The organism is Mesorhizobium sp. P2_B11 (assembly GCF_056404855.1).
The window spans coordinates 657,311-679,667 of record NZ_JBFUDF010000003.1 but is presented as its reverse complement, the minus strand read 5'-3'; the positions used below and the strand labels follow the sequence as shown (position 1 = coordinate 679,667).

The window sequence follows — 22,357 nt, the reverse complement described above, 5'->3', positions numbered from 1 at the left end:
ATCGGAGAATCCCCAATCTCGGGAGACGCGGGATTTCAACAATTTAGACATGGCGTCGAACCGAAAGCATTCTTTGGGAAAAGATCATGTCGGTACAAAAGGATAGCGCCGCGCATCCCAGGGATGCGCGGCGCTACAATGCTTCAATCCTGGCGGGTTTTGAACCGCCCGGATGCGATCAGCGACCGTCCGGCGTGCGCAGGCCGATCCACTTGTCCTTGACGGCTCTGTAGTGCTCTTCCGGCTTGTACTTCACCACATTCAGCGCCAGGCGCTCGACCGACAGGCGGCCCATGGCCGAAAGGATGGCATAGCTCGCCACCACCACATCGCGCTCGGAGCTGGCGAGGTCGATCTTGGCCGAGATGACGGCGTTCTGGGCGTTCAACACGTCGAGCGTGGTGCGCTGGCCGACATTGCGCTCCTCGATGACGCCGTTGAGCGCCAGTTGCGCGGCGGCGATCACCTGCCGGTTGGCGTCAACGCTTTCCTGCGCGGCGGTATATTGCGTCCATGCCGACGTCACCGCCTGACGCACATTGTCGCGGCTGACATCGACTTCGATGCGGGCCTGGCTCAGCGATTCCTTCGACTGGCGAACCAGAGCAGAGGTGCGGCCGCCCGAATAGATCGGGATGGTCAGCGTCGCGCCGATGCTGGCGGAACGGGTGGTGCCATTCTGCGACGCCGGGGTTTCCGGTGAGTTCTTGGAATAGTCGTCCGAAACATTGGCGGAAGCGGTCAGCTGCGGCAGCAGCGCCCCTTCCTGCGATTTCACCGCAAACGCCGCCGCATCGACCAGATGCTCGGTAGAAAGAATCGCCGGATGCTCGGTCGCGGCGATCTCTATCGCGGCATCGAGACTCCTCGGCAGAAGCTTCGCCAATGGCGACGCCGCCTTGAGTTTGCCCGGCTCGTCGCCGACGATCTGGCGGTAGGTCGCGGCACTGGCCAGGGCCTGAGCGCGGGCCGCGCTCAACTGCGCCACCGCGGATGAGCGCGAGGCGTCGGCTTGCGCCACGTCGGTGCGCGTGCCTTCGCCGACCTCGAAGCGCGAACGCGCCGCGCGCGCCTGCTCGGTCAGGAACTGCAAATTCTGTTCGGTCAGAACCGCCACCTGACGGTCGTGGATGACATCCATATAGGCGCTTGCCGCGTTGAACAGCGTGTTCTCTTCGGTGTTGCGCAGGCTTTCCACCGACGCCTTGACCTGCGCCTCGGCGGCCGCGACATTGTTCTTGGTCTGAAAGCCGTCGAACAGCGTCTGGTTGATGGTGACGCCAAAGCCGCCGGTGGTCAGACGCGTACCGGCGATCGAGCCGTTGAGATGCCGGCTGGCGTAGCCGACGTTCGCATCTCCGGTAATGACCGGCCTGTACCCCGACTTGGCGATGGCAACGCCCTCATCGGTGACGCGCACGCCGGCGCGGGCGGAATTCAGCGAGGAATTGTTCTGGTAGGCCTTGGAAAGCGCGCCGAGGATGGTTTCCGCCGAGGCGGCTATCGGCGAGAGCGCTGTCGCGGAAATGAGGACGGCAGCAAAGAATTTCTTGCGTAAGGACGGCACTTTATATCCCTCATTCGTTTTTCACGGGAACCACGCCACGCCAGCCCACCCCGAGGGATCGGCCAGCGCCGCGTCGATTTATCGTTCCCCCGCTGACGGCCTCCCGAAAACACCGGTTAACCAAATCAGCAACGATTGTCCAATCGCAAGCCAACATGACAGCGTCTTTGCTGCAAGGCAAAATCACTTAGAATTCGAACGCGTGAATACGTTCAAATCCCGGTAGTGGCTTAATTGCCGCATTAAATGCCCGTCTTCCGGTTACAACCCCCCCTGCTTTAAAAAACAGCCGGGCTACGCCCGCATTGCCCTGCCCTTCGACAGCCACCAGACGGCCGCCTTCGGCGAGCTGGCCGAGCAGCGCCGCCGGCACTTCCTCGACGCTGCCGCCGATCAGAATCACATTGTAGGGCGCCTTGGCGGCATGGCCCTGCGGCAGCGGCCCGGTGACCACGGTGACATTGTCGCAGCCCTGCGCCGAGAGCACGGCCGTAGCCGTTTCCGCCAGTCCCGCATCGCTTTCCAGCGCAATGACGGATTTTGCCAGCCTCGACAGGAGTGCCGCGCAATAGCCTGTGCCGCAGCCGACATCGAGCACCGAATCGCCCGCTTCGATCTCGGCCAGCTGCAAAAGCTTGGCCAGCGGCGACGGCTCCATCAGGTAGCGCGCACCGCTGCCATCGCCGCCGGAGATGCGGATGTCCTCGTCAATGTAGGCAAGAGCCTGCTGCGCCGCGTCGACAAAGGCCTCGCGCGGAACCGCCAGCATGGCGTCGAGCAATGCCGCGTCGGTCACGTCGGTGGTGCGGACCTGGCCGTCGACCATCTTGACGCGAAGTTCGGAGAAATCAGCGCTCATGTCCCAACCAATCCGTCAAAAACCAATGCGCTGAAATGCGCTTGCCGCGCCAACACTGCGGCGCATTCGACCGGAACTCAAGCCCCCGCCGCGCGGGAGCTGAAGCAACTGGAGGCCTCGCCCGGAATCGAACCGGGGTGCAAGGATTTGCAGTCCTCTGCGTAACCACTCCGCCACGAGGCCTCGTCGCTCCCGGCGAGCGAACTCAATATGGTGGCGACGAAAGGTCGTCAAGCGTCCGCGCAGCATTCCGGCGCGCTTTCCGCGTCAGCCTCCGCAACGTGGTTCCCGAGCGGTTTAACCGATTGGCGCAGCGCTATATTAGCCGCTCGTTAAGCATGACTGTCTGGCAGGCGAAACTCGAACCCGCACCTTTACGTTGCGGGAGATGGAGGTAGCCCATGCAAAGGGCCGCGGCAGACCGGAAAATCAGCCCTTCGCGCAGATTGTCGCTGCTGCGCTGCGAACAGCTTGTGCGCTACGCCATCGACTGCCTCGCCATCGAGGGTGCAAACCGGCTTTCGCCGCGCGATCGTGCGCGGCTGGCTTCCGCTGCCGCCGTTCTCAAGGAAATCTGCGAGGGGCTGGAAAGGCGCGGCGGCCGCTGAGCCGGGACCACGCCCGCCTTTTTCAGTTCGGCCGGCGCCGCCGTTCCCACCAGACGACGAACCGCCGCCGGTGGCGGCGCACCACGGCAAATTCGTAGGAAAGCACCAAAAGGCCGAGCGGAATCATCCAGAAGCCGAGAATCGGCAGGAAGCCGAGAAGGCCGAAAAACACCAGCACGACGCCGATGACGATCCGGAGGCCGCGTGAACGCGGCATGGTGAACTCGCGGCCGAACACCGAAATTTTCCGCGCCGGTGCCTGGTTTTCGCCTGCTGCAGTCATGTCGAACGTCGATCCGGTTGCCATCAACAAAGCCTTATACACCAAAGGCTGCACTCGCCTTTTCGGTTCCGCCGACCAAGGCCGAACGGCATTCCACACGGCTCATATGTGGTGTCATCAGGCTATTGCCAGAAACCATCGCATGAAAAAGCGCTAAAAAAATGCGAAATGCTTCTTTGCAAAGCCGAAACGGGTTTGCTATAGGCTGCGCCACTTGCTCAAAGAGCCTCCGTTCCCCGGTAGCTCAGTGGTAGAGCAACCGGCTGTTAACCGGTTGGTCGCTGGTTCGAATCCGGCCCGGGGAGCCAAAATTTTTCAAGCACTTAGAAAATCTCGGAAACTGAAGAGTTTGCGGTTGTGTACGACATATGCACGCCGCCTCCGTCGCGTCTCCGATTTGCGCTTGCCGACTCCAAATGGCATGAATCGCATTGTGCTCGCGGGAGAAGGCACTATGGGCAAACTGAACATGGGGGCAGACCAGGCCAAACGCTGGAGGGACCAGGCCGTGCGCGGTCGCCGGAGGCGCCTTTCGCGTAACGTCGCCGCGTGGGTGCTGATCCTGACAGCGATGATCGTCTTCTCTGGTCTGATTGCCTTCAAGGCGTACAGGTAACCAAAGCGAGCCAGCGCGCGTTCATCCTTGGCGGAGGCCCGCGCTTCTCCTGACGCATTGCCGCGACCTCAAGGCAGCGCGCATTTTCAGTCTATCCGGAATCGCTTCCGCTTGCGGCGCCGGCCGGAGTGCTACTGGACTCGCTCCCCGGGAACTTCCGAAAACCTCCGAAACGTCTACTATGCCCCCATGCAGGGGACTCGCATCGCTTTTGGCCCGTTCGTACTCGATCCCGACGTCGGGACGCTCCTTAAGGACCAGATACCGATCGCTGTCGGGTATCGTGGGCTGACGCTGCTTGCCGCGCTCGCCACACGGCCGGGTGAGATCCTGACCAAGGCCGAGCTGATGGACGCTGCCTGGCCGGGCACCGCCGTCGAGGAAGGCAACCTTACCGTCCAAATTGCGACACTAAGGAAGGCACTCGGTCCCGCTGACAATGGCGGCGAGTGGATCGTCACGGTGCCTCGCATCGGCTACCGCTTCACCGGGGCTGTCGAGCCGCTGGCTGGCGCATCCCGCGGACCGGTTCCACCGTCCGGCAAGCCGTCGATTGCAGTGCTGCCTTTTGCCAATTTGAGCGGCGATCAGGACCAGCAGTATCTCAGCGACGGCATAACCGAGGACATAATTACGGAGTTGGCTAGGTTCCGCTCCCTCCTTGTCATCGCGCGCAATTCATCTTTTCAGTTTCGCCATCCGGCATTGGACATTGCCGAAGTCCATCGCAAACTCGGAGTTCGCTACCTCGTCGAAGGCAGCGTCCGAAAGCTCGGTGATCGCATCCGGATCACCACCCAACTGATTGACGCCACCACCGGCACCCATCTTTGGGCCCAGCGGTATGACCGGGCCCTCGACGATATCTTCGCGTTGCAAGACGAGGTTGCGGCTCTTATCGCCTCGATGGTCGAAGGCCAGGCGGAGGCCGATTCGACGAGCCGGACCAGGCGCAAGCCTCCGGCCGACTGGGATTCATACGACTACTATCTGCAGGGGCGCGCGTACTTCCACCGGTATGAAATGGACAAATCCGAGCCCCTGTTCGTCCGGTGTGTCGAGCTCGATTCGACCTTCGCTCAAGGCCACGCCTTTCTCGCGCAGGCCCTCGTCGGCAGATTTTGGTACGACAACGATCCGCGCACGCTACAGAAGGCCTGGGACTCGGCACGAACCGCGCTCGCTCTCGACAGGAGCGATGGCGTCTGTCACCAGAGCATGGGGCTGGTGCTTATCCACATGCGCCAGCACGGCGACGCGGGAGTGCATTTCGAGCAGGCGCGCTCGTTGAACTCGCTGGACGTGAACATAGCGGGGGACTACGCAAGCTGGCTCAACTACGGCGGCAGGGCCGAGACGGCGCTGAACGTGCTCGAAACCGCGCTCCTGCGCGACCCGTTGCCTCCGGTATGGTTCTGGGAAGTGAAGGGCAGTTCCCTCTTCCTGCTTGGGAGGTATGCGGAGGCCGTCGGTTCGTATCAAAAGGCCGGCGACCAATTCTTCATTCACGCCTTCCTCGCGGCCGCGTACGCCCATTTGGGCGAGACGCAGAAGGCGCGCACTGAAGTCGAGGCAGCACTGACGAGGAAACACGACCTGACTGTCCGGCTGGTTTCAGGTCTGCCGTTCGCCGACCAAGTCGCCCTCGAGCTTTTCACGTCAGGCTTCAGAAAGGCCGGTTTTCCTGCGTAACCGGACCTGGCTTTGCTTGGCCGCCTGGGTGGCATTCGGTGTCGGCATTGGCCTCGCCGTCGCTTGATAGTGAAAGGTCCGGAAGCCGAAGCCGCCGCCAATTACTGCCAGTTCGTAAACCACGGATCGGTGTCATACCCTAAGCGCGGATTATAATGATCGAGGAAGTTTGCTGCGTTATTTGACGGTCGCGCAACGGCGGTGCGGGTCGATTTGCACCCCGCTTTCGAGCTCGGCTTGCTGCCAGCCTTCATCTGAGCTGCGGAACACGAGGTTGTAGCCTGAGCGGTGGCCACCTTTTTCTTCTCTTTCGCAACGGCTGCTCCGGTGGCGGCCAATACCATTGCTACGCCAAAGACAACGAGTTTCATTGAAACGCCCTCACGCTGAACAATCCGGAATGATTGTGCCTGGTTGACGTCACGTCAACACCATTTTTGTCGGCAACGACGGCGAATAGTGCGCCACCGAATTGCTCTCTGAAATCGTCAAGCACGCCCTTGAGGCGGCGAAGCTGCGCGCTGCGGAAATACATTGCCCCAAACCCCTTGCAGCCGTTCCCCAACGGCTCCCCTCTGATGACATCAGTTTAGAGATAACTAAAATGAACTCAAGACTTGATTGGTCTCGACCTCTAAGGGAGGCCCAATCTCGCGGGTCGATCCATGTTGGCGGCCATGCTCACCCCCGCCGGTGCTCCGTTATCCTCGTACTGCCTGGCGCGAACCACGCCTCCAGCACCGGCAAGGCTGCTCGGGGGTCGCAGCGGCCGCACATGAAGATGTCGAGGGCCGCATAGTCGGTCTCGGGCCAGGTATGGATGCTGATATGGGATTCGGCGAGCAAGGCGACGCCGGTGATGCCGCCGCCGTCGCCGAAATTGTGCAGCATGACGTTGAGCACCGTGGCGCCGCAGGCGGAAGCCGCCGCGCGCAGCGTGCGTTCGATGCCCTCGGCATCAAGCAGGCCGCGGCACTGCCAGAAATCGACGAGAAGATGCAGACCCGGCGCGAACGGTCGATCCTGATCGGTCGGGTTCTGGCCGGTCTGGTTCTGATCGGTCACGGGGATATCCATCAGGACCGCCCCGGTTCTTGCGCGAACAGCACCCGCTTCCAATTGGTGTCCCTTGTCTGCATGCGCCAGATGAAGGCATCGAGGATGTAGTGGGTGGCCTGGGGCATGGCAAGCAGCGGCGCAGGCCAGATCAGTGCATCTGAAGAACCGAGCGACGGCAAGGTCGCGAAGACGCCGAACAGGCCGCCATGCTCGCGCCAGACGAAGCCATCCCAAAACCCCTCCTCCAGATAGGCGAGGCCGAAAAGAACGGCGATGTAGACAGGCACCGCCCGCCAGGTGAACAGATGGGCGATCCATGGCGCCAGGAAGGAACTGTGCCTGCCCTGCAGCCGCGCCTGGTTGCGGCCATAGCCCCAGATCAGCGCGATATAGGGAATGCCGTGGGCGATGATGTTGGTGCCGGTGAAGACGAGGTCGTTGTCGAACAGCACGATGCCGATGAACCAGGACGTCGCGGTGCCGACGAGCAGCAGATTGCGCGGCAGGTTGAAGCCGATTCCGCGGCGCAGCAGCGCGGCCTCCTTGACGACGTAGGCGACCAGGATGGCGCCATAGGCGAGGCCGGCGACGGTGGCGAACAACGGCAGGTCGAGGCGGACGAAATCGCCTTCGATAAACCAGGAGAATTGCCGCTGGTGGCAATGCCAGTAGATCAGCGGATAGAGCGTTGCGCCGTAGATCGCCGCTATGTCGATGCGGCGGAAGAGTGGCGGCAGGCCGCGTTCCCGGCGGGCATAGATCATCATGAACCCGTATTGCTGGCGCACGAAGTGGAACACGGCGGCATAGGCGAGCACGCGCCAGAACACCATGCTGCCGCACCAGTAAAGCAGGCAGCCGCCGAGCCACGCCAGCAGCGGCGTCAAGCTATAGAGCCATGGCCGCGCGCTCAACTCGGCACGGTCGAGATAGGTGCGAAACAGGGTCGAATAGACATGCGCCACGTCGACACCGACGACCAGCATCAGCCATATCAAGGGCGACGTCTCGCTTGCCACGCCGCCGAACAGCGACCAGGCCAGGGCGGCCAGCGTCACCACCAGCGCCGGCGCCAGGATGAAGCCGAGGTCGAAGCGGGCGGAGAATATCCAGGGTTGAGCCTTGAGGGTCGAATGCGCCATCACAGCACCGTCTCGAAAGGATGGCCCAGATGGACCATGGCATTCTCGGCCGCACGAACCCCGTGCGTATAGGCTTCCTCGAAGATCGAGACGCCGCTCATGTCGGAATGGGCGGTGAAGACAGGCGGCTTCTGGGCGAGACCGGCGCGCCGCTGCGCGCCCCAGATGAAGCCCGGCACCGGTCGTATCATCGCATGCCCCCAGATCCAGACGTCGGCTCGCACGACATGGCCTTCGAGCTCGGGATGGACGGCCAGAAGCTCCCTGAGGAAGATGTCCTGCCAGGCCTGCAGCGGCCGCGCCAGCGCCTCACGGCGGGCCTGCTCCGGCGGCAGGTGGCTGAGCGGCCAGTAATAGGTCAACACCGTCTTGGTGGGGCGCATCTCAGTGATCTGGTGGGTGGCCACGACGTAGCCGAGCAAGGGGCTGTCGAAGACGACATTATCCCAACTGAGGCCCGCCCCCGTACCGCCCGGCAAACTGTCGAGCGTGATGTTGGCCACCACCCAGGGCGCGTAGGAAAAGCCGGCGGCAAGGGCTGCATTTTTCATCAGCCGCGCGGTAACGAAATGCGGCGTCGCCAGCACCACCGCCTTCGCCTCGACGCGGAAGGTCTTGTCCTCAGCCGCATCCCAGACGTCGACCGCCACGCCGGCACCAACCGTTTCGACGGCAAAGGCCAGCGCCCGCGGCCGCACGCGCGCGCCGAGGACCTCGGCGAGGCGGCGCGTGAGATAGCCATTGCCTTCCGGCCAGGTGACCAGGCCCTGCTCGTCGGCATCGGCCGCCCTGCCGTTGCGGGAGGCGAAATAATGGATGCCGGCCCAGGCCGAGACATCCTTCGAGCGCGTGCCGTAATCATCGCGGCAGCAATAATCGACATACCAGGCGAGCCCCGACGAGCGATAGCCTTCACGCTCCATCCATACCGTCATGGGAATGGTGTCGAGTGCCATCAGCTCGGCGTCCTGCGAGCTCAGATCGAGCGGAATGGCGAAGGCGCGCCGGCCGTCGCTGCCGATGCGCCGGCGAAAATCGCGCATCGTGGCGAAGAAGCGCCCGGTCTCAGCCTCCTCCTCTGCACTAAGGCCTATTGCCGGCACCAGGCCGTCCTGCCAGCGCCCGTAGCGGTAGAGGCGCTCGGTCGGGTCGGCGCACAGCGCATACTCGTCGTAGACCGGTGCGCCCGTCGGGCCGTAACCGGTGATGATGCCGAAATCCTCGAACAGTGCCCGCACCGCCTTGGCTTCCTGGGTGAGCAACGGCACGTAATGGGCGCCCCAGGGATAGCCGCTGACCTCGTTGCGCCCGCTGGCGGCATTGCCGCCGGGACCGGCCTCGAGATCGAGCAGCAGGAAATCGTCGTAGCCGGCTTTGGCGAGGCGGTAGCCGGCGCCCAGGCCCGCCACGCCACCGCCGACGATGACGACATCGGTGCGGCGGATCTCGCCCGGCGCGGCGAAGCTGCCGCCGCGCAGCCTGTGGCCGATGGAGGAGGAGGCGCCGACAAGGTCACCAGGCACCGCACCGCCCTCCCCGCCGGCGGACAGCACGTTCCCGGTCAGCAATCCGCGGCCGGCCAGCCCAGCCCCGACAAGCCCGGAACCGGCAAGCCCGAGCGAGGCGGCTCCAAGGGCCAGGAACTGCTTGCGGGTCATCCGGCTCATGGCAAGGCCAACCCCGCGTGCCGGCTTTCAGTAAATGAGGTAATCGCCCCACTCCTCGTCGAAATAGCGGACCAGCGGCTGGTCATCGAGCCGCTGGATCGCGGTGGCGACATGCGCCATGTCGGGCGGAAACTGGAACATCGCCTTCATGGTCGGCAGGTCGAGGAAGCGCAGTCCTTCGGGCAAGTGCTCGGGCACCTGATAGGGCGCGAAGGATCCGATGATGAAGCCCCACTCGCCGAAGGACGGCACGAAGAGATGATAGGCGGCGGTCTGGTAACCGGCAGCTGCCAGCGTGTTGTCGACACACCAGAAGGATTTGCGCGCGATCAGCGGCGACGTGCTCTGGATCACCACGATGCCGTCATCGTTCAGCGCCGATTTCAGCTGGCGGTAGAAGGTGAGCGAGTACAGCTTGCCGATCGAGAAGTTGGAAGGGTCCGGCAGGTCGATGATCACTGCATCGAAGCGCTGATCGGCTGGCTTGCGTTCCCGCAGCCATAAAAAGGCGTCGGCGTTGATGAGTGTCAGCTTGGGCGAGGACAGCGCGCCGCCATTGAGCGCCGTCATCATCTCGTTGCTGGAGAACAGGCGCGTCATGGCAGGGTCGAGATCGACCATGGTCACGGCCTCGACGGCCGGATATTTCAAGACCTCCCGCAGCGCCAGCCCGTCGCCGCCGCCGATGATCAGCACCTTGCGCGGCGCCTTCAGCGCACTCATCGCCGGATGCACCAGCGCCTCATGGTAGCGATACTCGTCCAGCGACGAGAATTGCAGGTTCGAATTGAGGAAAAGGCGGATGTCGCGCTGCTGGCGGGTGACCACGATGCGCTGGTAGGGCGTCGATTCCGCGAAGATCACCGTACCCGGATAAATGCTCGCCTCCGAGATCGACTGGATGCGTTCCGACCAGACGAAACCGGCCGAAAGCAGCGCCAGCACCGCGAAGGCCGCGGCCTTGTGCGCGCCCCGCCTTGGTATCACCTCGGCCCTGTTGGCGTAGAGCATCCAGATCGCCACCATGGTGTTGAGGATGCCGAACAGGAAGCCGGAGCGGATCAGGCCGAGATGCGGCACCAGCACAAGCGGGAAGAGCAATGAGGCAAAGAGCGCGCCGATATAGTCGAAGGTAAAGACCTTGGAGACCAGATCCTTGAAGGTGAGCCGTCCCTCCAGGATGCGCAGCAGAAGGGGAATTTCGACCCCGACCAGGATGCCGATCACGCCGACCAGGAAATAGAGCCAGAAGCGGAAGGAGGCGACCTGGTCGAACAGGATGAAAAGCGCCGCGGCCGAGGAACCGCCAATCGCCCCGATCAGGATTTCGATGCGGACGAAATAGGCCAGCAAATTGCGTTCGATGTAACGCGAGAGCCACGACCCCACGCCCATGGCGAAGAGATAGGCGCCGATGATGGTGGAGAACTGCGTGACGGAATCGCCGAGCAGGTAGCTCGCCAGCGTGCCGGCGATCAGTTCGTAGACCAGCCCGCAGGTCGCGATGACGAAGGCCGAAAAGAGCAGCAGGATTTCCACGAACGCGCCTTACGCCAACTTGGCGGAGAGTAGCCCGTCAGCCATGAATGGCCGAGGCGATGATGATGGCGATGCCGATCGCCACCGACCCCAGGAAGACCGCCAGCGCCATGTTCTGCTTCTCGCAGATTTCTTTCCAGACCTGCACCTTCGGAGTCAGCAGGTCAAGCAGCACGAAGGCGACGACGAAGACGACGAGGCCCAGGCCGGAATACACCAAAGAGGCAACGACGAATTTCAGGTCAATCAGGCCGTTAGCATCCATTGAAGCCTCCTATTTGTGGTATGAGTTGACGTCGCGGTTGGCGGCCTGCTTGCCGTTGAACATTGCGGTCACGGCATAGCCGTTGAAGTTGGCCGTCGACATGCCGAGAACGACCAACGCCGCATAGATCATCTGTACCTTGCTCATGTCTTCCCCTCTCTTGTCACTCGGCAACTCCACCCTTTTCCCAGCGCGACTTCTCGAACATCGACCGCCTGAAGAGGCCGAAGGCCGGCACGACCAGCAGCAGCACCATGGCGATCAGGTAGTTCGACCAGACCGGCACGCCATGTCGGACAGAGATGATGACACGCTGCGCCGGTGACGACGGCTTGGAGAACACGCCGGCATCGGGCTCGAGCAGCAATTGATATGTGCCTGGCGGAACCGGCGGCAGCAGCGAACTCGTGCTGTTGCTGCCCTCCTCCCAGGAGCCGTCGGAATCAGTGCCACTGTAATGCTCCAGTGCCTGGGACACGGGATAGGCCCGGTTGGTGTCGGTGTTGACCAGTTCCATGTCGAGCTCAAGCCAATCATTGGTGAGGTACGAGATGGTCTCGATCTCGATATTGCCTTCCTTGTCCAGCCGGAACGCCTTGGAGGCCAGGGTCTTGCCCTTGTTGGCAGCGGTCAGATCGTAGGTTTGCAAACTGACGAGCGCATTTTCCGACATCGTCAGCGAGACGATTTGCACCAGCGTGGCCACAGCGACTGCCGCGGCGATCATGGCGAGCGACTGCTTGTGCGGGTTGACCTGGCTGACGCCGGCGGAGAAGGACGAAGGTACGGGCAGCGGCAGCTTGAAGGCGTCGGCGACGACGCGCGCATCGAGATACTCGCCCTCGGAGACGATGATCTCCTCGTCGTTTTTCTCCACCATCAGCCGGTAGGGCGGCGCGATATAGTCGGTCACGGCGGTGACGTCGGAGGTCGATGCCCGCCAGAAGAATTCGCCGGCGACATAGGTGGTGCGGGCAATGCCTTTGCCGAAGAACTGGTAGCTGCGTCCATTCGCATCGATCCAACCCTGGCTGCCTGCGCCTGGCACGTCGCGGTTCAGCATCTTCACCAGCGTCCAGTGGCCGTATTCCTCGGCCAGGAAGCGGTAGCCCTGATAGGGGTTGAACAGCAGGTATTCGGTCCACCGGAAGTCGCCGGGACCGTCGCTGCGCCGCATATAGCCGACGACTTCCCATTCGACATCCCCAAGCCGGGCGCGCGCGCCGATCGGAATCTCGGCGTCCTGCATCGCCGATCGCGCCGTCTGAATGATGGTCAGATTTTCGTCGGCGACATCGATCAGGGACGAGCACTGGCTGCAGGTGGCGGTGATCGACTGGCCGACCGCGCGCAGCGTGACCGGTCCGCCGCAGTTCGGGCAGGCGAAAGTGCGCGGCCTGCCGGGCGTGCGCGGCGGCGGCGTCGGCTCGGCGGACGGCAGGATCGAAGGCTGGTCGCCCATCACCATCCCTCCAGCGGCCGAAGATTGCTAAAGCGGAAGGCGTCCCACTCGACATAGCGGCCGACATAGGCATGGGCCTCGCGGCCATCATGGTCGAGCGTGGCGAACTCGCCCTGCCTGCCGATGCAGTCGATCGCGACCGTCCGGCGGCCCTTGGGCGCGGCAAAGGGCAATTCGCCCTCCGATCCCAGGCAGGTCGCCAGCTTGATGTCGACCGCGCGCAGCGTGGTGCCGCCGAGTTCCACCGTAAAGCCGGGCCTTGCCTCGTCGGCGGCCTTGCCGCTTGTCAGCAACGCCTGACAGTGGACTAGCGTCGCTTCGACGTCACGGGGCAAGGATCCCTCCAGCTCAAAGCTGATGGAGAAGGATCCTTGTGCCTCGCCGATCCAACCGCGCCGGCCATCCGCCATCAGCAAGTGCCATTCGTTCCACAGCCCGTCGCGCCAGCCGATCTTCAGCCGGCCGATGAGGGTGAAGGGCTGCCCATCGAACTCGCCGCCGCTGCCCAGTTGCAACGGGCTCATGTCGTCCGGCAGGGCGGCCATCACGCCGATCGACTTCACGTCGACATCGGTGCGCACCACCATGGACTGGCAGTAGGCGCAGACGGCATAGACCGATTGCGCCGACTGAAAGGTGACATCCGCGCCGCAGGATGGGCAGGCGAACTTGCGCATGAAAACCTTGGAGTTGGTGGTTGGCTGCGCCGGGTCTGCCGGCGCCGGCAAGAACGGAAATGAAACCCTCCCCGAGGGCTTACTTTATTCGCGACAGCAGCTCGGCCTTCTTGGCGTCGAATTCCTGCTGCGTCAGGATTCCCTTGGCAAGCAAGCCGCCGAGCTTTTCGAGCAGTTGGATCGGATCCTCGGCCGGTTGGGCCGGCGCTGCTTGCGGTGCCTGGCCTGCGGCATTGCCGAACCCCTGCGCCATCGCCTGGCCGATCGCCAGCCCTGCTCCGAGGCCCGCGCCTGCGCCTGCCACGCCGCCAGGGTTCTCGGCGGCGCTCTGGATCGCTTCAGCAGTCTGGAACTGTGCATAGCGATTGAGGTCGCCCAGCATGTTCATCGAACCGACCTTGTCGAGAATGCGCTGCAGCTCTTCGGGCAGCGACAGGCTCTGCACGTAGAAGCTGGTAACGTCGATGCCATAGGCCTTCAGCGCCGGGCCGATCGCCGCCGCCAGTTGCTTCGAGAAGGCTTCCTGGTTGGCCGCCATGTCGATGAAGGCGACGCTGCTCTGGCCGAGCGCGGTGGCAATGGTCGTGAGGATGATGCCGCGCAGCTGCCCTTCGATCATCTCGGAGGTCGAGCGCTCGGCGGTGCCCACAAGGCGCGACCAGAAGATTTCGACATCGCCTATGGCATAGGAATAATTGCCGAAGGCGCGGATGCGGATCGGCCCATATTCCTTGTCGCGAATGGTCAGGGGCTGGGTTGTGCCCCATTTGCGGTCGATCTGGTCCTTGGTGTCGAAGAAATACACGTCCGACTTGAAGGGCGACTCGAAGAACTTGTCCCAGTTCTTCAAATAGGTCAGCACCGGCAGCGTCTGCGTCGTGAGCGTGTACGTGCCGGGCCCGAAAATGTCGGCGATCTTGCCCTCATTGAAGAAGGCGGCCTTCTGCGTCTCGCGCACCACAAGCTGGGCGCCGTTCTGAATTTCCATGCCGGACATCGGGAAACGAGAAGCCAGCACCCCCGGCTCGTCGGCAGTCCACTGGATGACGTCGATAAATTGCTTGGAAATGAAGTCCAGAATGCCCATGCCGCTCACCCCCATTTCGACGAATCTAAACCCGGAGACAGCCTAGCCGACCCAGCACAACCGGCAAAGAAGGAAGACTAACCCGCCTCGAAACACCACGACAACTACCTTTGGTACCGGTCGCCATGGTCGAGCACAACCAGTTTATAGGATAGGTCGCTCCCCGTCCCTATTCAATTGAGCGGCTGCTTCGCGGCGCAGTATGAAGGTCTGCCGATGGGGTGGCTCGGCTGCTTCCCAGGCTGGCAGGGGATAGTGGGTCAGTTTGAATTTTCGAACCAGCCTACTGCAGAGAAGGGATACCATGTGAACAACACGCTGGAGCCTATTTCTCGGCATTCGAGCGGGAGTAGGTCAGTCGGCAGGCGGCAAGCTAAGCTCGTAATCCTTCACTAAGGTCGCGAGAGCGGACCGGTAATCGGAACGGCGGAGTTCGGCGTATTGGCCATCCGGTCCATCCGCCGCTGGCGGATGTTTGCGGATTGTGGTGAGGGCATCCCTATAGAGAAATGCCGCCTCCCCCAGTCGCGTCACATTCTTGGCGCAGCGCCCGTATTTGTCGAGCATCATTGCGAGATCGCCAGCGGCTAAAGCCTGGTCGAGCGTGGTGGAGTTGAGCTGTCCCTGGTAGTACGCCGCCTGGGAGTCAAACGAGGGCGGAAAGCATGGGTCATCGGGATACAGGTGCGGAAGCTGACTTAGCAATATGACCCAAACTAGCGGATTCTTGCCCGGACTACTTGCTCCAAGCGCAGCCTGGTTGACACGCGTCGCCTCAGTTAGAGCTTCGGTTGCAGCCGAATCCAATTCATATATCTTGATGAGGGCGGATGCCAGCAGGATCGAGGTAGCGAAGGATGTATCGTCTTTCGCACGCTCGTTGCGTAAATGGTCTGCAGCTTCCCTCAGCAGTGCCACGTTCTTCTTGTCCGTCCCTTCCTCAACCAGACGCACCATGAGCGCCGTAAGGCTGCGAGATTTCTTGGTTTCATCTTTCGCATCGTGCCATTCCTGGCGGAGTTCTGCGATGTCGGCGTCGACGTCGTCCGGCCCACCGAACAAACTCGTTTGCGCCCGTTTTGCCTTTTGGATGCGTTCATCGGCCAGCGACCATTCGTAGGAATCTGGCTCAGTATCCTTTTCGTCGCGGGCTTTCTGATAGGCGTTTGCCGCCTCCTGCAGCAACGCTGTTTCCGACGTGTCCGAGCCCAATTTGAGCGCTTCTTCGCCGAGTTCCATAAACGCCAGATACCAGTCTGCACCAGGCGCGCGCGATCGATCGACTTGGGTGACAGTCCTGAGCGTCTCCAGGGCGCGACGCAGGGTCTGTTGTTCGCCGGTGGCATCCGCTTTGCGGCGTAGCGCCTCTGCGATGAAAACTTGTGCTGTGACGTAGGGGGTCTTGTCCTGCCGACCGGCATAGTTGCTGGAGGCTTGTTCCAGATTGTCTATCGCCTCCTCATATGTGCCTGGTGGAGCGTCTCTCACATGTGCGAGTATGGCCCCATAAGAGAACGCCAGGTCAGCGATAATGTCAGGATCGTCATTGTCCGCCCTGGCATGCTTGAATAGCGGACCGACCGACCGAAGGTTTTTTTCCGCCGCGTCGCCGCTCAAGCCAAACCAATAGATGCCGGCACTGCCCTGGGCCATGTTGACCGCGTACTTTCGTAACGTCGAACGCACGCGACGGCCAAGCTTTGCCACCTCATCATTGGACGACAAGTGATAGAGCGAGAAATCTTCGGAATTGTCGCTCTGCATGACCATGGGGTAATGCGCCAACTTGAGATCCCGGACGAACGATAAATTGTCGACTATTCTTATTTCGACACCCGCATTCCGTTTCGAATAGCGGCCCCAAATGAACAGTTCGACCCTTTGTCGGGCGATTTGATCCGAAGCTGCCTCCAGAGCGCGATCGGGGCTTGAATAAGACCGGCAGCCGCGGCGAAGATCGAAACTCTGATCGGCGATCAGCACGTCCGCAAGCTCTCTGGTCGCATCGCCACCGGGATCGTCGTCTAGCTTTGCCAGATACACCGAGAACTTTTCCGCCTTGGGTTGCGGATTGCGTGCCTGCCCCACCATGCATGAGATCTCGCTCAGCGAAGGGATCAGATTCTTGATAATCTCGGGCACGTACTGCTTGGCCACATCCTGGACGCCGCTCAGAATGATCGACCCTATCCCCAATGCCACTACAGTCTTGCCCATGGCCTTCGCGATGCGAACGATCCACATACCCCACTCCTACGAGCAACGTGCCGAGCAACAAGCTCTTCTGTAGTCCCCGAGCCAAGAATACCACACCAAATTGAAAAGCAGAAAACCGCCGGGACCGCACACGCATCTGCTGCCAAAGCTTTTGAAGAGCGGCCGCACGCACTCCGCCAACACGCCATTCCCGACGGTCTGCTGCCGCTCGGATCCTGCACTAGTAGGCCGCAGGCCTTTTGTGCTTCGATTGCTTCGATGAGTGTTCGCAGCAAATCCCTGGGCATCCGCGCAACGCTTGTCCTGTGGGCGTGCCTGTCCGGCCTGCTGGCTCTGCAATGGCTTGTGGATCTAGGTATGGTCGGCTTTCCCGACGGGTACACAACGCCCTATGCGCGAGCGACGAGCACGCTGCTGCATGTCCTCGTCTGGGCATGCCTGGCGCAAAGCCTCTACTTCGCTTGCCGGGCCTTTTTCGGCAAACGGTTCGCGCCTGCTTCGCTTTTCCTGCAAATGACGGTGGCCGTCGCACTGACTGTCGTGCCAGTACTTATCCTCAAACACTGTCCGCGATCTCAGGCTTGCAGCAGCCTCTATGAGGCGCTCACGAATACGATGATGGACGATGGCACGGGTGGATGAATTTATATCTCCATCGACCGGTAACTGACGACAGGTAGAACGTTGACGCCGCGGCGTGACCGTAGAAATTGGAGGAACCATGCGAAAGATTCTGACATCGGCACTGCTGCTCGCAGCAGCGCTATCTGCAAACCCCGCGGCGGCGCTGGACAGTTCCAGTCCGCCGGTCGTCGTGACCCCACTTGCCGATCGCACCCAGACGGCGTCCGGACAGCCGATCGTGCTGCCGCAGAAAAATGTCCAGGTGCTGGTTTCGACTTACGACATCGCGGTCGGCGCCACCTTGCCGGTGCACAAGCACCCGTTTGCCCGCTACGCCTATGTCGAGGCCGGAACGCTCAAGGTGACGAATGTCGAGACCGGCAACAGCAACACCTACAAGACAGGCGATTTCATCGTCGAGATGATCGGCCAGTGGCACCAGGCCACCAACATCGGCGACGGCCCGGTCAAGCTGCTGGTCATCGACCAGGTCGAGCAAGGCGCCAAGAACACGATCCTGCAGCAATAGCTGCAGCCGGGTTGCCGGCTGGCCCAAGCAGCGATTGGTTGTTCCGCTTCCCCGGCAACCGGGCCGATGCTAGGGCTGGCCGTCTTTAAGTCATGAAGGATCGCCCCTTGGCCGGAAATGCTCGCCCCCTGATCGAAATCTGCGTCGAAGGCATCGACGGCCTGCTGGCAGCCCAGGTCGCCGGCGCCGACCGGGTCGAACTCTGCGCCAGCCTGGTCGAAGGCGGCATCACGCCAAGCCTTGGCACGGTGCGCTCAGCGTTGGAGAGCGCGACCATTCCCTTCCATGTCATCGTGCGCCCGCGCGGCGGCGATTTCCTCTACAGCGAGGCCGAATATCGCTCGATGCTCGCCGATGTCGCAGTACTGCGCGATCTCGGCGTCGCCGGTGTCGTCGTCGGCTGCCTCAACGCCGACGGCACCATTGACGAAACCCGCATGTCTGCACTGGTCGAGGCGGCCGGTTCGCTCAACGTCACCTGCCACCGCGCCTTCGACATGACGCGCGACCCGGCCGAGGCGCTGGAAGCGCTGATCCGCTGCAAGGTGGGCCGCGTGCTGACCAGCGGCCAGAGGGACACCGCGGTGGAGGGCGCCGGCCTGTTGGCGGATCTCGTCCGCCAGGCCGGCAGCCGCATCATCATCCTCGGCTGCGGCGCGCTGGCTCCTGACAACATCGCGGAGGTGCTTGCGAAAACCGCGCTGACGGAAATGCATTTCGCGGCGCTCAAGGACGTGCCGAGCACTATGACCTACCGCAACCCGCAAGTCGGCATGGGCGGCACCGATCTCGACCGCGAATACCGCACCACGGTGACTGACGGCGCGCTGGTGGCGGCGACGATTGCGGCGGCCAGGGCATGACGGCCGCGACGCCCTCCCCGATCAGCCGCGTCTCGGCAGCGGACGAAGCTGCCATCCTGGCGCTCAACAACGAGCATGCAGCCGAACTGTCATGGCTCGAACCCGAGCGGCTGTCCTTCCTGCTCGGCGAAGCGTTTTATATCAGGCGCATCGGTTCCCTGGAAGCCTTCATCATGACCTTCGACCAGGATGCGCGCTACGACAGCCCGAATTTCCTCTGGTTCCGTGAGCGCTATCCACGCTTCGTCTATGTCGACCGAGTCGTCGTTGCCAGTCAGGCGCGCGGCCGCGGCCATGCCCGCCGCCTTTATGACGAACTGTTTGCGGAGGCCGCGCGCGCGGGCCAGACTATCGTCACCTGCGAGGTCAATGCCGATCCGCCCAATCCGGCGTCCGACGCCTTCCACGCCACGCTCGGCTTTGCCGAGGTCGGCGACGCGGTGATCCATGGCGGCAAGAAGGCAGTGCGCTACTATCTCAGGCAGATCCAGAGCAATTCAGGAAAAGCGTAAGCGGTTTCCCGGACGGCGAAGTGCTTCTTGCCTGGGCCAAGGCGGTCACGAATGCCTTGCGATGTGTTCGACAAGGCGAGGTGCTTCCTCGGCAATGGCCAATATGATCCCGGACTTGCGCGTGGAGGCGAAATCCAGGCCGGCGAAGTAGAGGCCCGGCAGGACACCCACGCCATCCGTGTGAACGGGCTGTCCCGCAGCGTCGAGCGCATCAGCAAGTCTCACATAGCTGAAATCGCCCTTGAAGCCTGTGCACCACACCACGCTCGTGATGCCGGACCCGGAAAGATCGAGCGAACCGATGAAGGAATCCAGCCTACGCCACGCGACCGTCTCCGCGGGGTCGGGATCCGATACCGGTGCGTCTATCCGGGCCTGGCTTATGTAATCATCGATATGACGTTTGACGTTGTCGGAGGCTTGGTCCCCAAAGCGGACATTTGCTTCGAGATCGTCGGCGAGCGTAAGACGGCCGCCATTCTCGGCGCCGGTCAACCGCCCGAGAAGCACAACACCCTGGGCGCCGAGCGACTGAAGGCTTATCGTGTGCTCCGACCCGAGCACACCACGCGCGGGTATGCGCCCCGCAAGCCGAATGACCTCCTCTCGCCGTACGTCGAGAAATCCGCTTTCCTCAAGCCAGATCATGATATCGCGTCCACGATAGCGTCGTGGGAGCCGCCCGGCGCGACTGGTCGCAAGGAAGACGCTCCGCCCCGCTTGCGCCAGTTCCTCCGCGATCTGAGCGCCTGATTGACCGCTTCCGACCACCAACACCGCTCCACCGGGTAGATCGGCAGGGCTGCGGTAGCCGGACGCATCGATCTGGTGGATGTAAGCTGGCAACCCATCTGATGAGATTGGGCGCACGGCGCAATTCAGGTTGCCGCTTGCGACAACCACGCTGCGCGCCCTAAGCGTTCCGTTCGAGGTGGTCAGCCGATAGACGCCATCGTCCCGCGTGAGTTCGCTCACGGCAGTATCGGCTTGGATAGGCAGCCCATTTCTCCCGGCGAAATCCTCAAGGAGAGCGACGAACTGGTCGCGCGTGAGGACCCCATACGGATCCGGACCCTCGTAGCGGTCGCCCGGCATGACGGTCTGCACGTTGGGGCTATTCATATGAAAGGAAGCCCACCGCTGCGTGCGCCAGGTCTCTCCTATGCAACCCCGCTCCAGCACGGTATGGCGCAGGCCTTTTCGTGCCAGCCAATAGCTTACACCGAGCCCCGCCCAACCGGCCCCGACAACCACAGCGTCGAGAACATCGGCACTATCATTCATTGCCGGTGATCTCATGGTCGGCATCCCCCATCGCCGCGACGATTAAGCCTTGTCCATCGCCATGAGTCCAGCGTCGGCGAGCGGCTCTGGCGCCACAAACAAGCCAAGGCTAATGTAGCCGCTTCCGCCAGCCCGGGGGCGAAACACCAATGCCAAGCAACGTCTTCCGCTTCGACGAAAGCTGGGACATTCCCGAGGCGACCCCGCAGCGGGTCTGGGACGTGCTCTCCGACGCCGAACTGCTGCCACTGTGGTGGGCGATGTCTACAAGGAGGTCGTGCCGCTCGACCGCAAGGGCAAGGGCGTCGTCGGCGCGCGAGCCAAAGCACGGGCGCGCGGCGCCCTGCCCTATGAATTGAACTTCATCGTCGAGGCGGCCGAGCTCGAGCCCGGCCGGCTGGTGGTGGTCAAAACCTTTGGCGATTTCGACGGGCTGTGGCGGGCGGAATTGTCGCCTTCGGGCACCGGCACCCATGTCGCTCTCGTCTGGCAGGTGACGGTCGAGCGGCCGATCCTCAAATTGCTGGCGCCGCTGCTCAGGCCAGCCTTTGCCTGGAACCATCGCTGGACCACGCCGCGCGGTGAAGCCGGCCTGCGCCGCTATCTCGCGGCACAGAAGAAGGGCGCAACGGCCTGATGCTGCCCGTGATTGCTCGAACAGCGCCATGGCGCTGCTGAGCCCCATACCACCGGAATGCCGACCAGGAAGCATACCAAACACGAGAAAGCCGGCGCCGCAGAACTCACCAATTGCGGTTCAGCCAGGCGCGTGCCGGCTTCTCGACCAGATAGTAGCTGCACAGCGCACAGGCAAAGACTGCCGCCAGCATCGGGATCGGCGCACTGCCCTGCTCGGCGACGAATTTGTAGAAGGGCTGTTGCCAGAGATAGAGCGAGTACGACCACAGCCCGATCATCACCATCGGCCTCGACGACAACAGGCCGCTCAGGTGCCAGCTGCTGGTGTCCAGCGTGTTGACGGCCAGCGCCAGCAACGGCACCGCCAGGAGATAATGGACCGGCGTCGGCACCGGATCGAGGAACAGCAGGATGGCGGCGGCCCCCGACACCAGGCTGACATAGGGTCCTTTCAGCAGGGACGGCAGCCGGCCGTCATGCTTGAGCAGGCAGATCGACGCCGACAGCAGGATCGAGGCGATGTGCACGTCGGTGCGCCAGTAGCTGTGCTCATAGTCCATGCCGAGCAGCCAGTAGGAAATCGCGCCATTGGCCATCGCCAGCAGCGACAGCGTCACCAGCAGCCGCACGACATTGGCCCGCCCGGTGACCACCACGCTGATCAGCGCCAGGATGATATAGGCGTGCTCTTCGACGCAGAGCGACCAGATATGGTCGAGCGCGCCGGCGCGGGTAATCAGAATGCCGGCATAGTTGTACGTGAAGGTCAGCGCCGTCAGCGCCGCCTTCCATTTGAAGGCGATGAAGGTTCCGGAAAGCCCGATCATGGCGGCGACCACGAACACCAGCAGCGCCGGGTAGATGCGCGAGAAGCGGCGTTTGAAGAATTTCTTCAGCGGAAAGCGTTCGATGAACAGGATCTCGCCCATCAGCCGGCCTGAGAGCACGAAGAAGAACTCGACGCCGAGCACACCGAGATTGATCCCGGGAACGGGGAAAAAATGGCCGATCAGCACCAGCGCAATCGAAAGGCCGCGCCAGCCGTCGAGATAGGCCAGTCTTGCTCTGGCTGCCTTGTCGGTGACGGATCTGGATGGCACGACATGCGTCGCGGAGATGTCGGTCATCCCGGCTCCCTTCGCATTGAAATCTACGAAAAGGGTCGC

At 62.4% G+C, this 22,357-nt stretch carries 26 protein-coding genes and 2 tRNA genes; 10 read left to right on the top strand and 18 right to left on the bottom strand.

The genetic code is table 11. The annotated features are described in order from the left end of the window. Positions 1-178 precede the first annotated feature (178 nt). The 3 genes from AC1DYJ_RS11855 to AC1DYJ_RS11845 form a co-directional block, all read right to left on the bottom strand. The gene (locus AC1DYJ_RS11855) at positions 179-1,567 is read right to left on the bottom strand and encodes a TolC family outer membrane protein (RefSeq protein WP_477280967.1); all 1,389 of its coding nucleotides are present in this window, start codon (positions 1,565-1,567) and stop codon (positions 179-181) included. Positions 1,568-1,754: 187 nt separating this feature from the next. Beyond that, a complete protein-coding gene (locus AC1DYJ_RS11850; RefSeq protein WP_477280965.1) occupies positions 1,755-2,426 on the bottom strand; it encodes a protein-L-isoaspartate O-methyltransferase family protein in 672 nt (223 codons plus the stop codon). Between the two features lie 109 nt (positions 2,427-2,535). Then, a tRNA-Cys gene (locus AC1DYJ_RS11845) sits at positions 2,536-2,609 on the bottom strand. A gap of 218 nt (positions 2,610-2,827) precedes the next feature. On the opposite strand from AC1DYJ_RS11845, the gene AC1DYJ_RS11840 reads away from it, so the two are divergent. Then, on the top strand, positions 2,828-3,034 hold the full coding sequence (locus AC1DYJ_RS11840) for a hypothetical protein (RefSeq protein WP_477280963.1): 207 nt from the start codon (positions 2,828-2,830) through the stop codon (positions 3,032-3,034). 22 nt (positions 3,035-3,056) lie between these two features. Here the strand turns inward: AC1DYJ_RS11840 and AC1DYJ_RS11835 are convergent, their stop codons facing one another. Next, positions 3,057-3,317, bottom strand: a complete 261-nt coding sequence (locus tag AC1DYJ_RS11835) for a hypothetical protein (protein WP_477281728.1) — start codon at positions 3,315-3,317, stop codon at positions 3,057-3,059. 233 nt (positions 3,318-3,550) lie between these two features. On the opposite strand from AC1DYJ_RS11835, the gene AC1DYJ_RS11830 reads away from it, so the two are divergent. From AC1DYJ_RS11830 to AC1DYJ_RS11820, 3 genes are all read left to right on the top strand, one after another. Beyond that, positions 3,551-3,625, top strand: a tRNA-Asn gene (locus AC1DYJ_RS11830). Between the two features lie 146 nt (positions 3,626-3,771). Continuing rightward, positions 3,772-3,933: a hypothetical protein gene (locus tag AC1DYJ_RS11825; RefSeq protein WP_477280962.1), complete on the top strand. Its 162-nt coding sequence runs from the start codon at positions 3,772-3,774 to the stop codon at positions 3,931-3,933. 189 nt (positions 3,934-4,122) lie between these two features. Continuing rightward, the gene (locus tag AC1DYJ_RS11820; protein WP_477280960.1) at positions 4,123-5,625 is read left to right on the top strand and encodes a winged helix-turn-helix domain-containing tetratricopeptide repeat protein; all 1,503 of its coding nucleotides are present in this window, start codon (positions 4,123-4,125) and stop codon (positions 5,623-5,625) included. A gap of 101 nt (positions 5,626-5,726) precedes the next feature. On the opposite strand, the gene AC1DYJ_RS11815 is transcribed toward AC1DYJ_RS11820, so the two are convergent. The 12 genes from AC1DYJ_RS11815 to AC1DYJ_RS11760 all read right to left on the bottom strand — a co-directional run bounded on the left by AC1DYJ_RS11815 (position 5,727) and on the right by AC1DYJ_RS11760 (position 16,767). Next, positions 5,727-5,996, bottom strand: coding sequence for a hypothetical protein (locus AC1DYJ_RS11815; RefSeq protein WP_477280958.1), 270 nt, complete (start codon positions 5,994-5,996; stop codon positions 5,727-5,729). After that, on the bottom strand, positions 5,993-6,160 hold the full coding sequence (locus AC1DYJ_RS11810) for a hypothetical protein (RefSeq protein WP_477280956.1): 168 nt from the start codon (positions 6,158-6,160) through the stop codon (positions 5,993-5,995). Before AC1DYJ_RS11810 ends, AC1DYJ_RS11815 begins: the two co-directional genes overlap by 4 nt. Before the next feature lie 146 nt (positions 6,161-6,306). After that, complete coding sequence (speD, locus tag AC1DYJ_RS11805) at positions 6,307-6,690, bottom strand: adenosylmethionine decarboxylase (RefSeq protein WP_477280954.1); 384 nt, start codon at positions 6,688-6,690, stop codon at positions 6,307-6,309. 11 nt (positions 6,691-6,701) lie between these two features. Continuing rightward, positions 6,702-7,826 carry a hypothetical protein gene (locus tag AC1DYJ_RS11800; protein ID WP_477280952.1) on the bottom strand — a complete coding sequence of 375 codons (1,125 nt, stop codon included), beginning with the start codon at positions 7,824-7,826 and terminating at the stop codon, positions 6,702-6,704. Beyond that, a complete protein-coding gene (locus AC1DYJ_RS11795) occupies positions 7,826-9,493 on the bottom strand; it encodes an FAD-dependent oxidoreductase (RefSeq protein WP_477280950.1) in 1,668 nt (555 codons plus the stop codon). Before AC1DYJ_RS11795 ends, AC1DYJ_RS11800 begins: the two co-directional genes overlap by 1 nt. Positions 9,494-9,520: 27 nt before the next feature. After that, positions 9,521-11,032: a polyamine aminopropyltransferase gene (locus AC1DYJ_RS11790; protein WP_477280948.1), complete on the bottom strand. Its 1,512-nt coding sequence runs from the start codon at positions 11,030-11,032 to the stop codon at positions 9,521-9,523. Positions 11,033-11,069: 37 nt separating this feature from the next. Further along, entirely contained in the window at positions 11,070-11,297 is a 228-nt protein-coding gene (locus AC1DYJ_RS11785) for a DUF350 domain-containing protein (protein WP_477280946.1), read from the bottom strand. A 9-nt stretch (positions 11,298-11,306) separates the two neighbouring features. Further along, the gene (locus tag AC1DYJ_RS11780; protein ID WP_477280944.1) at positions 11,307-11,444 is read right to left on the bottom strand and encodes a hypothetical protein; all 138 of its coding nucleotides are present in this window, start codon (positions 11,442-11,444) and stop codon (positions 11,307-11,309) included. A gap of 16 nt (positions 11,445-11,460) precedes the next feature. Further along, the gene (locus AC1DYJ_RS11775) at positions 11,461-12,759 is read right to left on the bottom strand and encodes a DUF4178 domain-containing protein (RefSeq protein WP_477280942.1); all 1,299 of its coding nucleotides are present in this window, start codon (positions 12,757-12,759) and stop codon (positions 11,461-11,463) included. Continuing rightward, positions 12,759-13,436 carry a DUF4178 domain-containing protein gene (locus tag AC1DYJ_RS11770; RefSeq protein ID WP_477280940.1) on the bottom strand — a complete coding sequence of 226 codons (678 nt, stop codon included), beginning with the start codon at positions 13,434-13,436 and terminating at the stop codon, positions 12,759-12,761. Before AC1DYJ_RS11770 ends, AC1DYJ_RS11775 begins: the two co-directional genes overlap by 1 nt. A 79-nt stretch (positions 13,437-13,515) precedes the next feature. Continuing rightward, entirely contained in the window at positions 13,516-14,523 is a 1,008-nt protein-coding gene (locus AC1DYJ_RS11765; protein ID WP_477280938.1) for an SPFH domain-containing protein, read from the bottom strand. Positions 14,524-14,877: 354 nt separating this feature from the next. Further along, positions 14,878-16,767, bottom strand: coding sequence for a hypothetical protein (locus tag AC1DYJ_RS11760; protein ID WP_477280936.1), 1,890 nt, complete (start codon positions 16,765-16,767; stop codon positions 14,878-14,880). A 73-nt stretch (positions 16,768-16,840) separates the two neighbouring features. Between AC1DYJ_RS11760 and AC1DYJ_RS11755 the strand changes: the two genes are divergently transcribed. The 5 genes from AC1DYJ_RS11755 to AC1DYJ_RS11735 all read left to right on the top strand — a co-directional run bounded on the left by AC1DYJ_RS11755 (position 16,841) and on the right by AC1DYJ_RS11735 (position 19,268). Continuing rightward, the gene (locus tag AC1DYJ_RS11755) at positions 16,841-17,002 is read left to right on the top strand and encodes a DUF6925 family protein (RefSeq protein WP_477280934.1); all 162 of its coding nucleotides are present in this window, start codon (positions 16,841-16,843) and stop codon (positions 17,000-17,002) included. Continuing rightward, complete coding sequence (locus tag AC1DYJ_RS11750; protein WP_477280932.1) at positions 16,999-17,382, top strand: hypothetical protein; 384 nt, start codon at positions 16,999-17,001, stop codon at positions 17,380-17,382. Before AC1DYJ_RS11755 ends, AC1DYJ_RS11750 begins: the two co-directional genes overlap by 4 nt. Before the next feature lie 79 nt (positions 17,383-17,461). Next, positions 17,462-17,893, top strand: a complete 432-nt coding sequence (locus tag AC1DYJ_RS11745) for a cupin domain-containing protein (protein WP_477280930.1) — start codon at positions 17,462-17,464, stop codon at positions 17,891-17,893. A 92-nt stretch (positions 17,894-17,985) separates the two neighbouring features. Beyond that, on the top strand, positions 17,986-18,756 hold the full coding sequence (locus AC1DYJ_RS11740; protein WP_477280928.1) for a copper homeostasis protein CutC: 771 nt from the start codon (positions 17,986-17,988) through the stop codon (positions 18,754-18,756). Then, positions 18,753-19,268 (top strand): GNAT family N-acetyltransferase, encoded by a 516-nt coding sequence (locus AC1DYJ_RS11735; protein WP_477280926.1) that lies wholly within the window; start codon positions 18,753-18,755, stop codon positions 19,266-19,268. The genes AC1DYJ_RS11740 and AC1DYJ_RS11735 overlap by 4 nt, the downstream gene beginning before the upstream one ends. 45 nt (positions 19,269-19,313) lie before the next feature. On the opposite strand, the gene AC1DYJ_RS11730 is transcribed toward AC1DYJ_RS11735, so the two are convergent. After that, the gene (locus tag AC1DYJ_RS11730) at positions 19,314-20,567 is read right to left on the bottom strand and encodes a flavin-containing monooxygenase (protein ID WP_477280924.1); all 1,254 of its coding nucleotides are present in this window, start codon (positions 20,565-20,567) and stop codon (positions 19,314-19,316) included. A 238-nt stretch (positions 20,568-20,805) separates the two neighbouring features. Between AC1DYJ_RS11730 and AC1DYJ_RS11725 the strand changes: the two genes are divergently transcribed. Next, positions 20,806-21,189, top strand: coding sequence for an SRPBCC family protein (locus tag AC1DYJ_RS11725; RefSeq protein ID WP_477280922.1), 384 nt, complete (start codon positions 20,806-20,808; stop codon positions 21,187-21,189). Between the two features lie 106 nt (positions 21,190-21,295). Here the strand turns inward: AC1DYJ_RS11725 and AC1DYJ_RS11720 are convergent, their stop codons facing one another. Continuing rightward, positions 21,296-22,318 carry an acyltransferase family protein gene (locus tag AC1DYJ_RS11720; RefSeq protein ID WP_477280920.1) on the bottom strand — a complete coding sequence of 341 codons (1,023 nt, stop codon included), beginning with the start codon at positions 22,316-22,318 and terminating at the stop codon, positions 21,296-21,298. Positions 22,319-22,357 lie beyond the last annotated feature (39 nt).

Coding starts and splice junctions, on each gene's coding strand:
- AC1DYJ_RS11770 (WP_477280940.1), bottom strand. CDS start 13,436: ATGCGCAAGTTCGCCTGCCCATCCTGCGGCGCGGATGTCACCTTTCAG.
- AC1DYJ_RS11815 (WP_477280958.1), bottom strand. CDS start 5,996: ATGAAACTCGTTGTCTTTGGCGTAGCAATGGTATTGGCCGCCACCGGA.
- AC1DYJ_RS11850 (WP_477280965.1), bottom strand. CDS start 2,426: ATGAGCGCTGATTTCTCCGAACTTCGCGTCAAGATGGTCGACGGCCAG.
- AC1DYJ_RS11740 (WP_477280928.1), top strand. CDS start 17,986: ATGAAGGATCGCCCCTTGGCCGGAAATGCTCGCCCCCTGATCGAAATC.
- AC1DYJ_RS11780 (WP_477280944.1), bottom strand. CDS start 11,444: ATGAGCAAGGTACAGATGATCTATGCGGCGTTGGTCGTTCTCGGCATG.
- AC1DYJ_RS11840 (WP_477280963.1), top strand. CDS start 2,828: ATGCAAAGGGCCGCGGCAGACCGGAAAATCAGCCCTTCGCGCAGATTG.
- AC1DYJ_RS11810 (WP_477280956.1), bottom strand. CDS start 6,160: ATGTATTTCCGCAGCGCGCAGCTTCGCCGCCTCAAGGGCGTGCTTGAC.
- AC1DYJ_RS11750 (WP_477280932.1), top strand. CDS start 16,999: ATGAGTGTTCGCAGCAAATCCCTGGGCATCCGCGCAACGCTTGTCCTG.
- AC1DYJ_RS11825 (WP_477280962.1), top strand. CDS start 3,772: ATGGGCAAACTGAACATGGGGGCAGACCAGGCCAAACGCTGGAGGGAC.
- AC1DYJ_RS11765 (WP_477280938.1), bottom strand. CDS start 14,523: ATGGGCATTCTGGACTTCATTTCCAAGCAATTTATCGACGTCATCCAG.
- AC1DYJ_RS11795 (WP_477280950.1), bottom strand. CDS start 9,493: ATGAGCCGGATGACCCGCAAGCAGTTCCTGGCCCTTGGAGCCGCCTCG.
- AC1DYJ_RS11775 (WP_477280942.1), bottom strand. CDS start 12,759: ATGGGCGACCAGCCTTCGATCCTGCCGTCCGCCGAGCCGACGCCGCCG.
- AC1DYJ_RS11785 (WP_477280946.1), bottom strand. CDS start 11,297: ATGGATGCTAACGGCCTGATTGACCTGAAATTCGTCGTTGCCTCTTTG.
- AC1DYJ_RS11735 (WP_477280926.1), top strand. CDS start 18,753: ATGACGGCCGCGACGCCCTCCCCGATCAGCCGCGTCTCGGCAGCGGAC.
- AC1DYJ_RS11760 (WP_477280936.1), bottom strand. CDS start 16,767: ATGTGGATCGTTCGCATCGCGAAGGCCATGGGCAAGACTGTAGTGGCA.
- AC1DYJ_RS11720 (WP_477280920.1), bottom strand. CDS start 22,318: ATGACCGACATCTCCGCGACGCATGTCGTGCCATCCAGATCCGTCACC.
- AC1DYJ_RS11835 (WP_477281728.1), bottom strand. CDS start 3,317: ATGACTGCAGCAGGCGAAAACCAGGCACCGGCGCGGAAAATTTCGGTG.
- AC1DYJ_RS11820 (WP_477280960.1), top strand. CDS start 4,123: ATGCAGGGGACTCGCATCGCTTTTGGCCCGTTCGTACTCGATCCCGAC.
- AC1DYJ_RS11745 (WP_477280930.1), top strand. CDS start 17,462: ATGCGAAAGATTCTGACATCGGCACTGCTGCTCGCAGCAGCGCTATCT.
- AC1DYJ_RS11800 (WP_477280952.1), bottom strand. CDS start 7,826: ATGGCGCATTCGACCCTCAAGGCTCAACCCTGGATATTCTCCGCCCGC.
- AC1DYJ_RS11730 (WP_477280924.1), bottom strand. CDS start 20,567: ATGAGATCACCGGCAATGAATGATAGTGCCGATGTTCTCGACGCTGTG.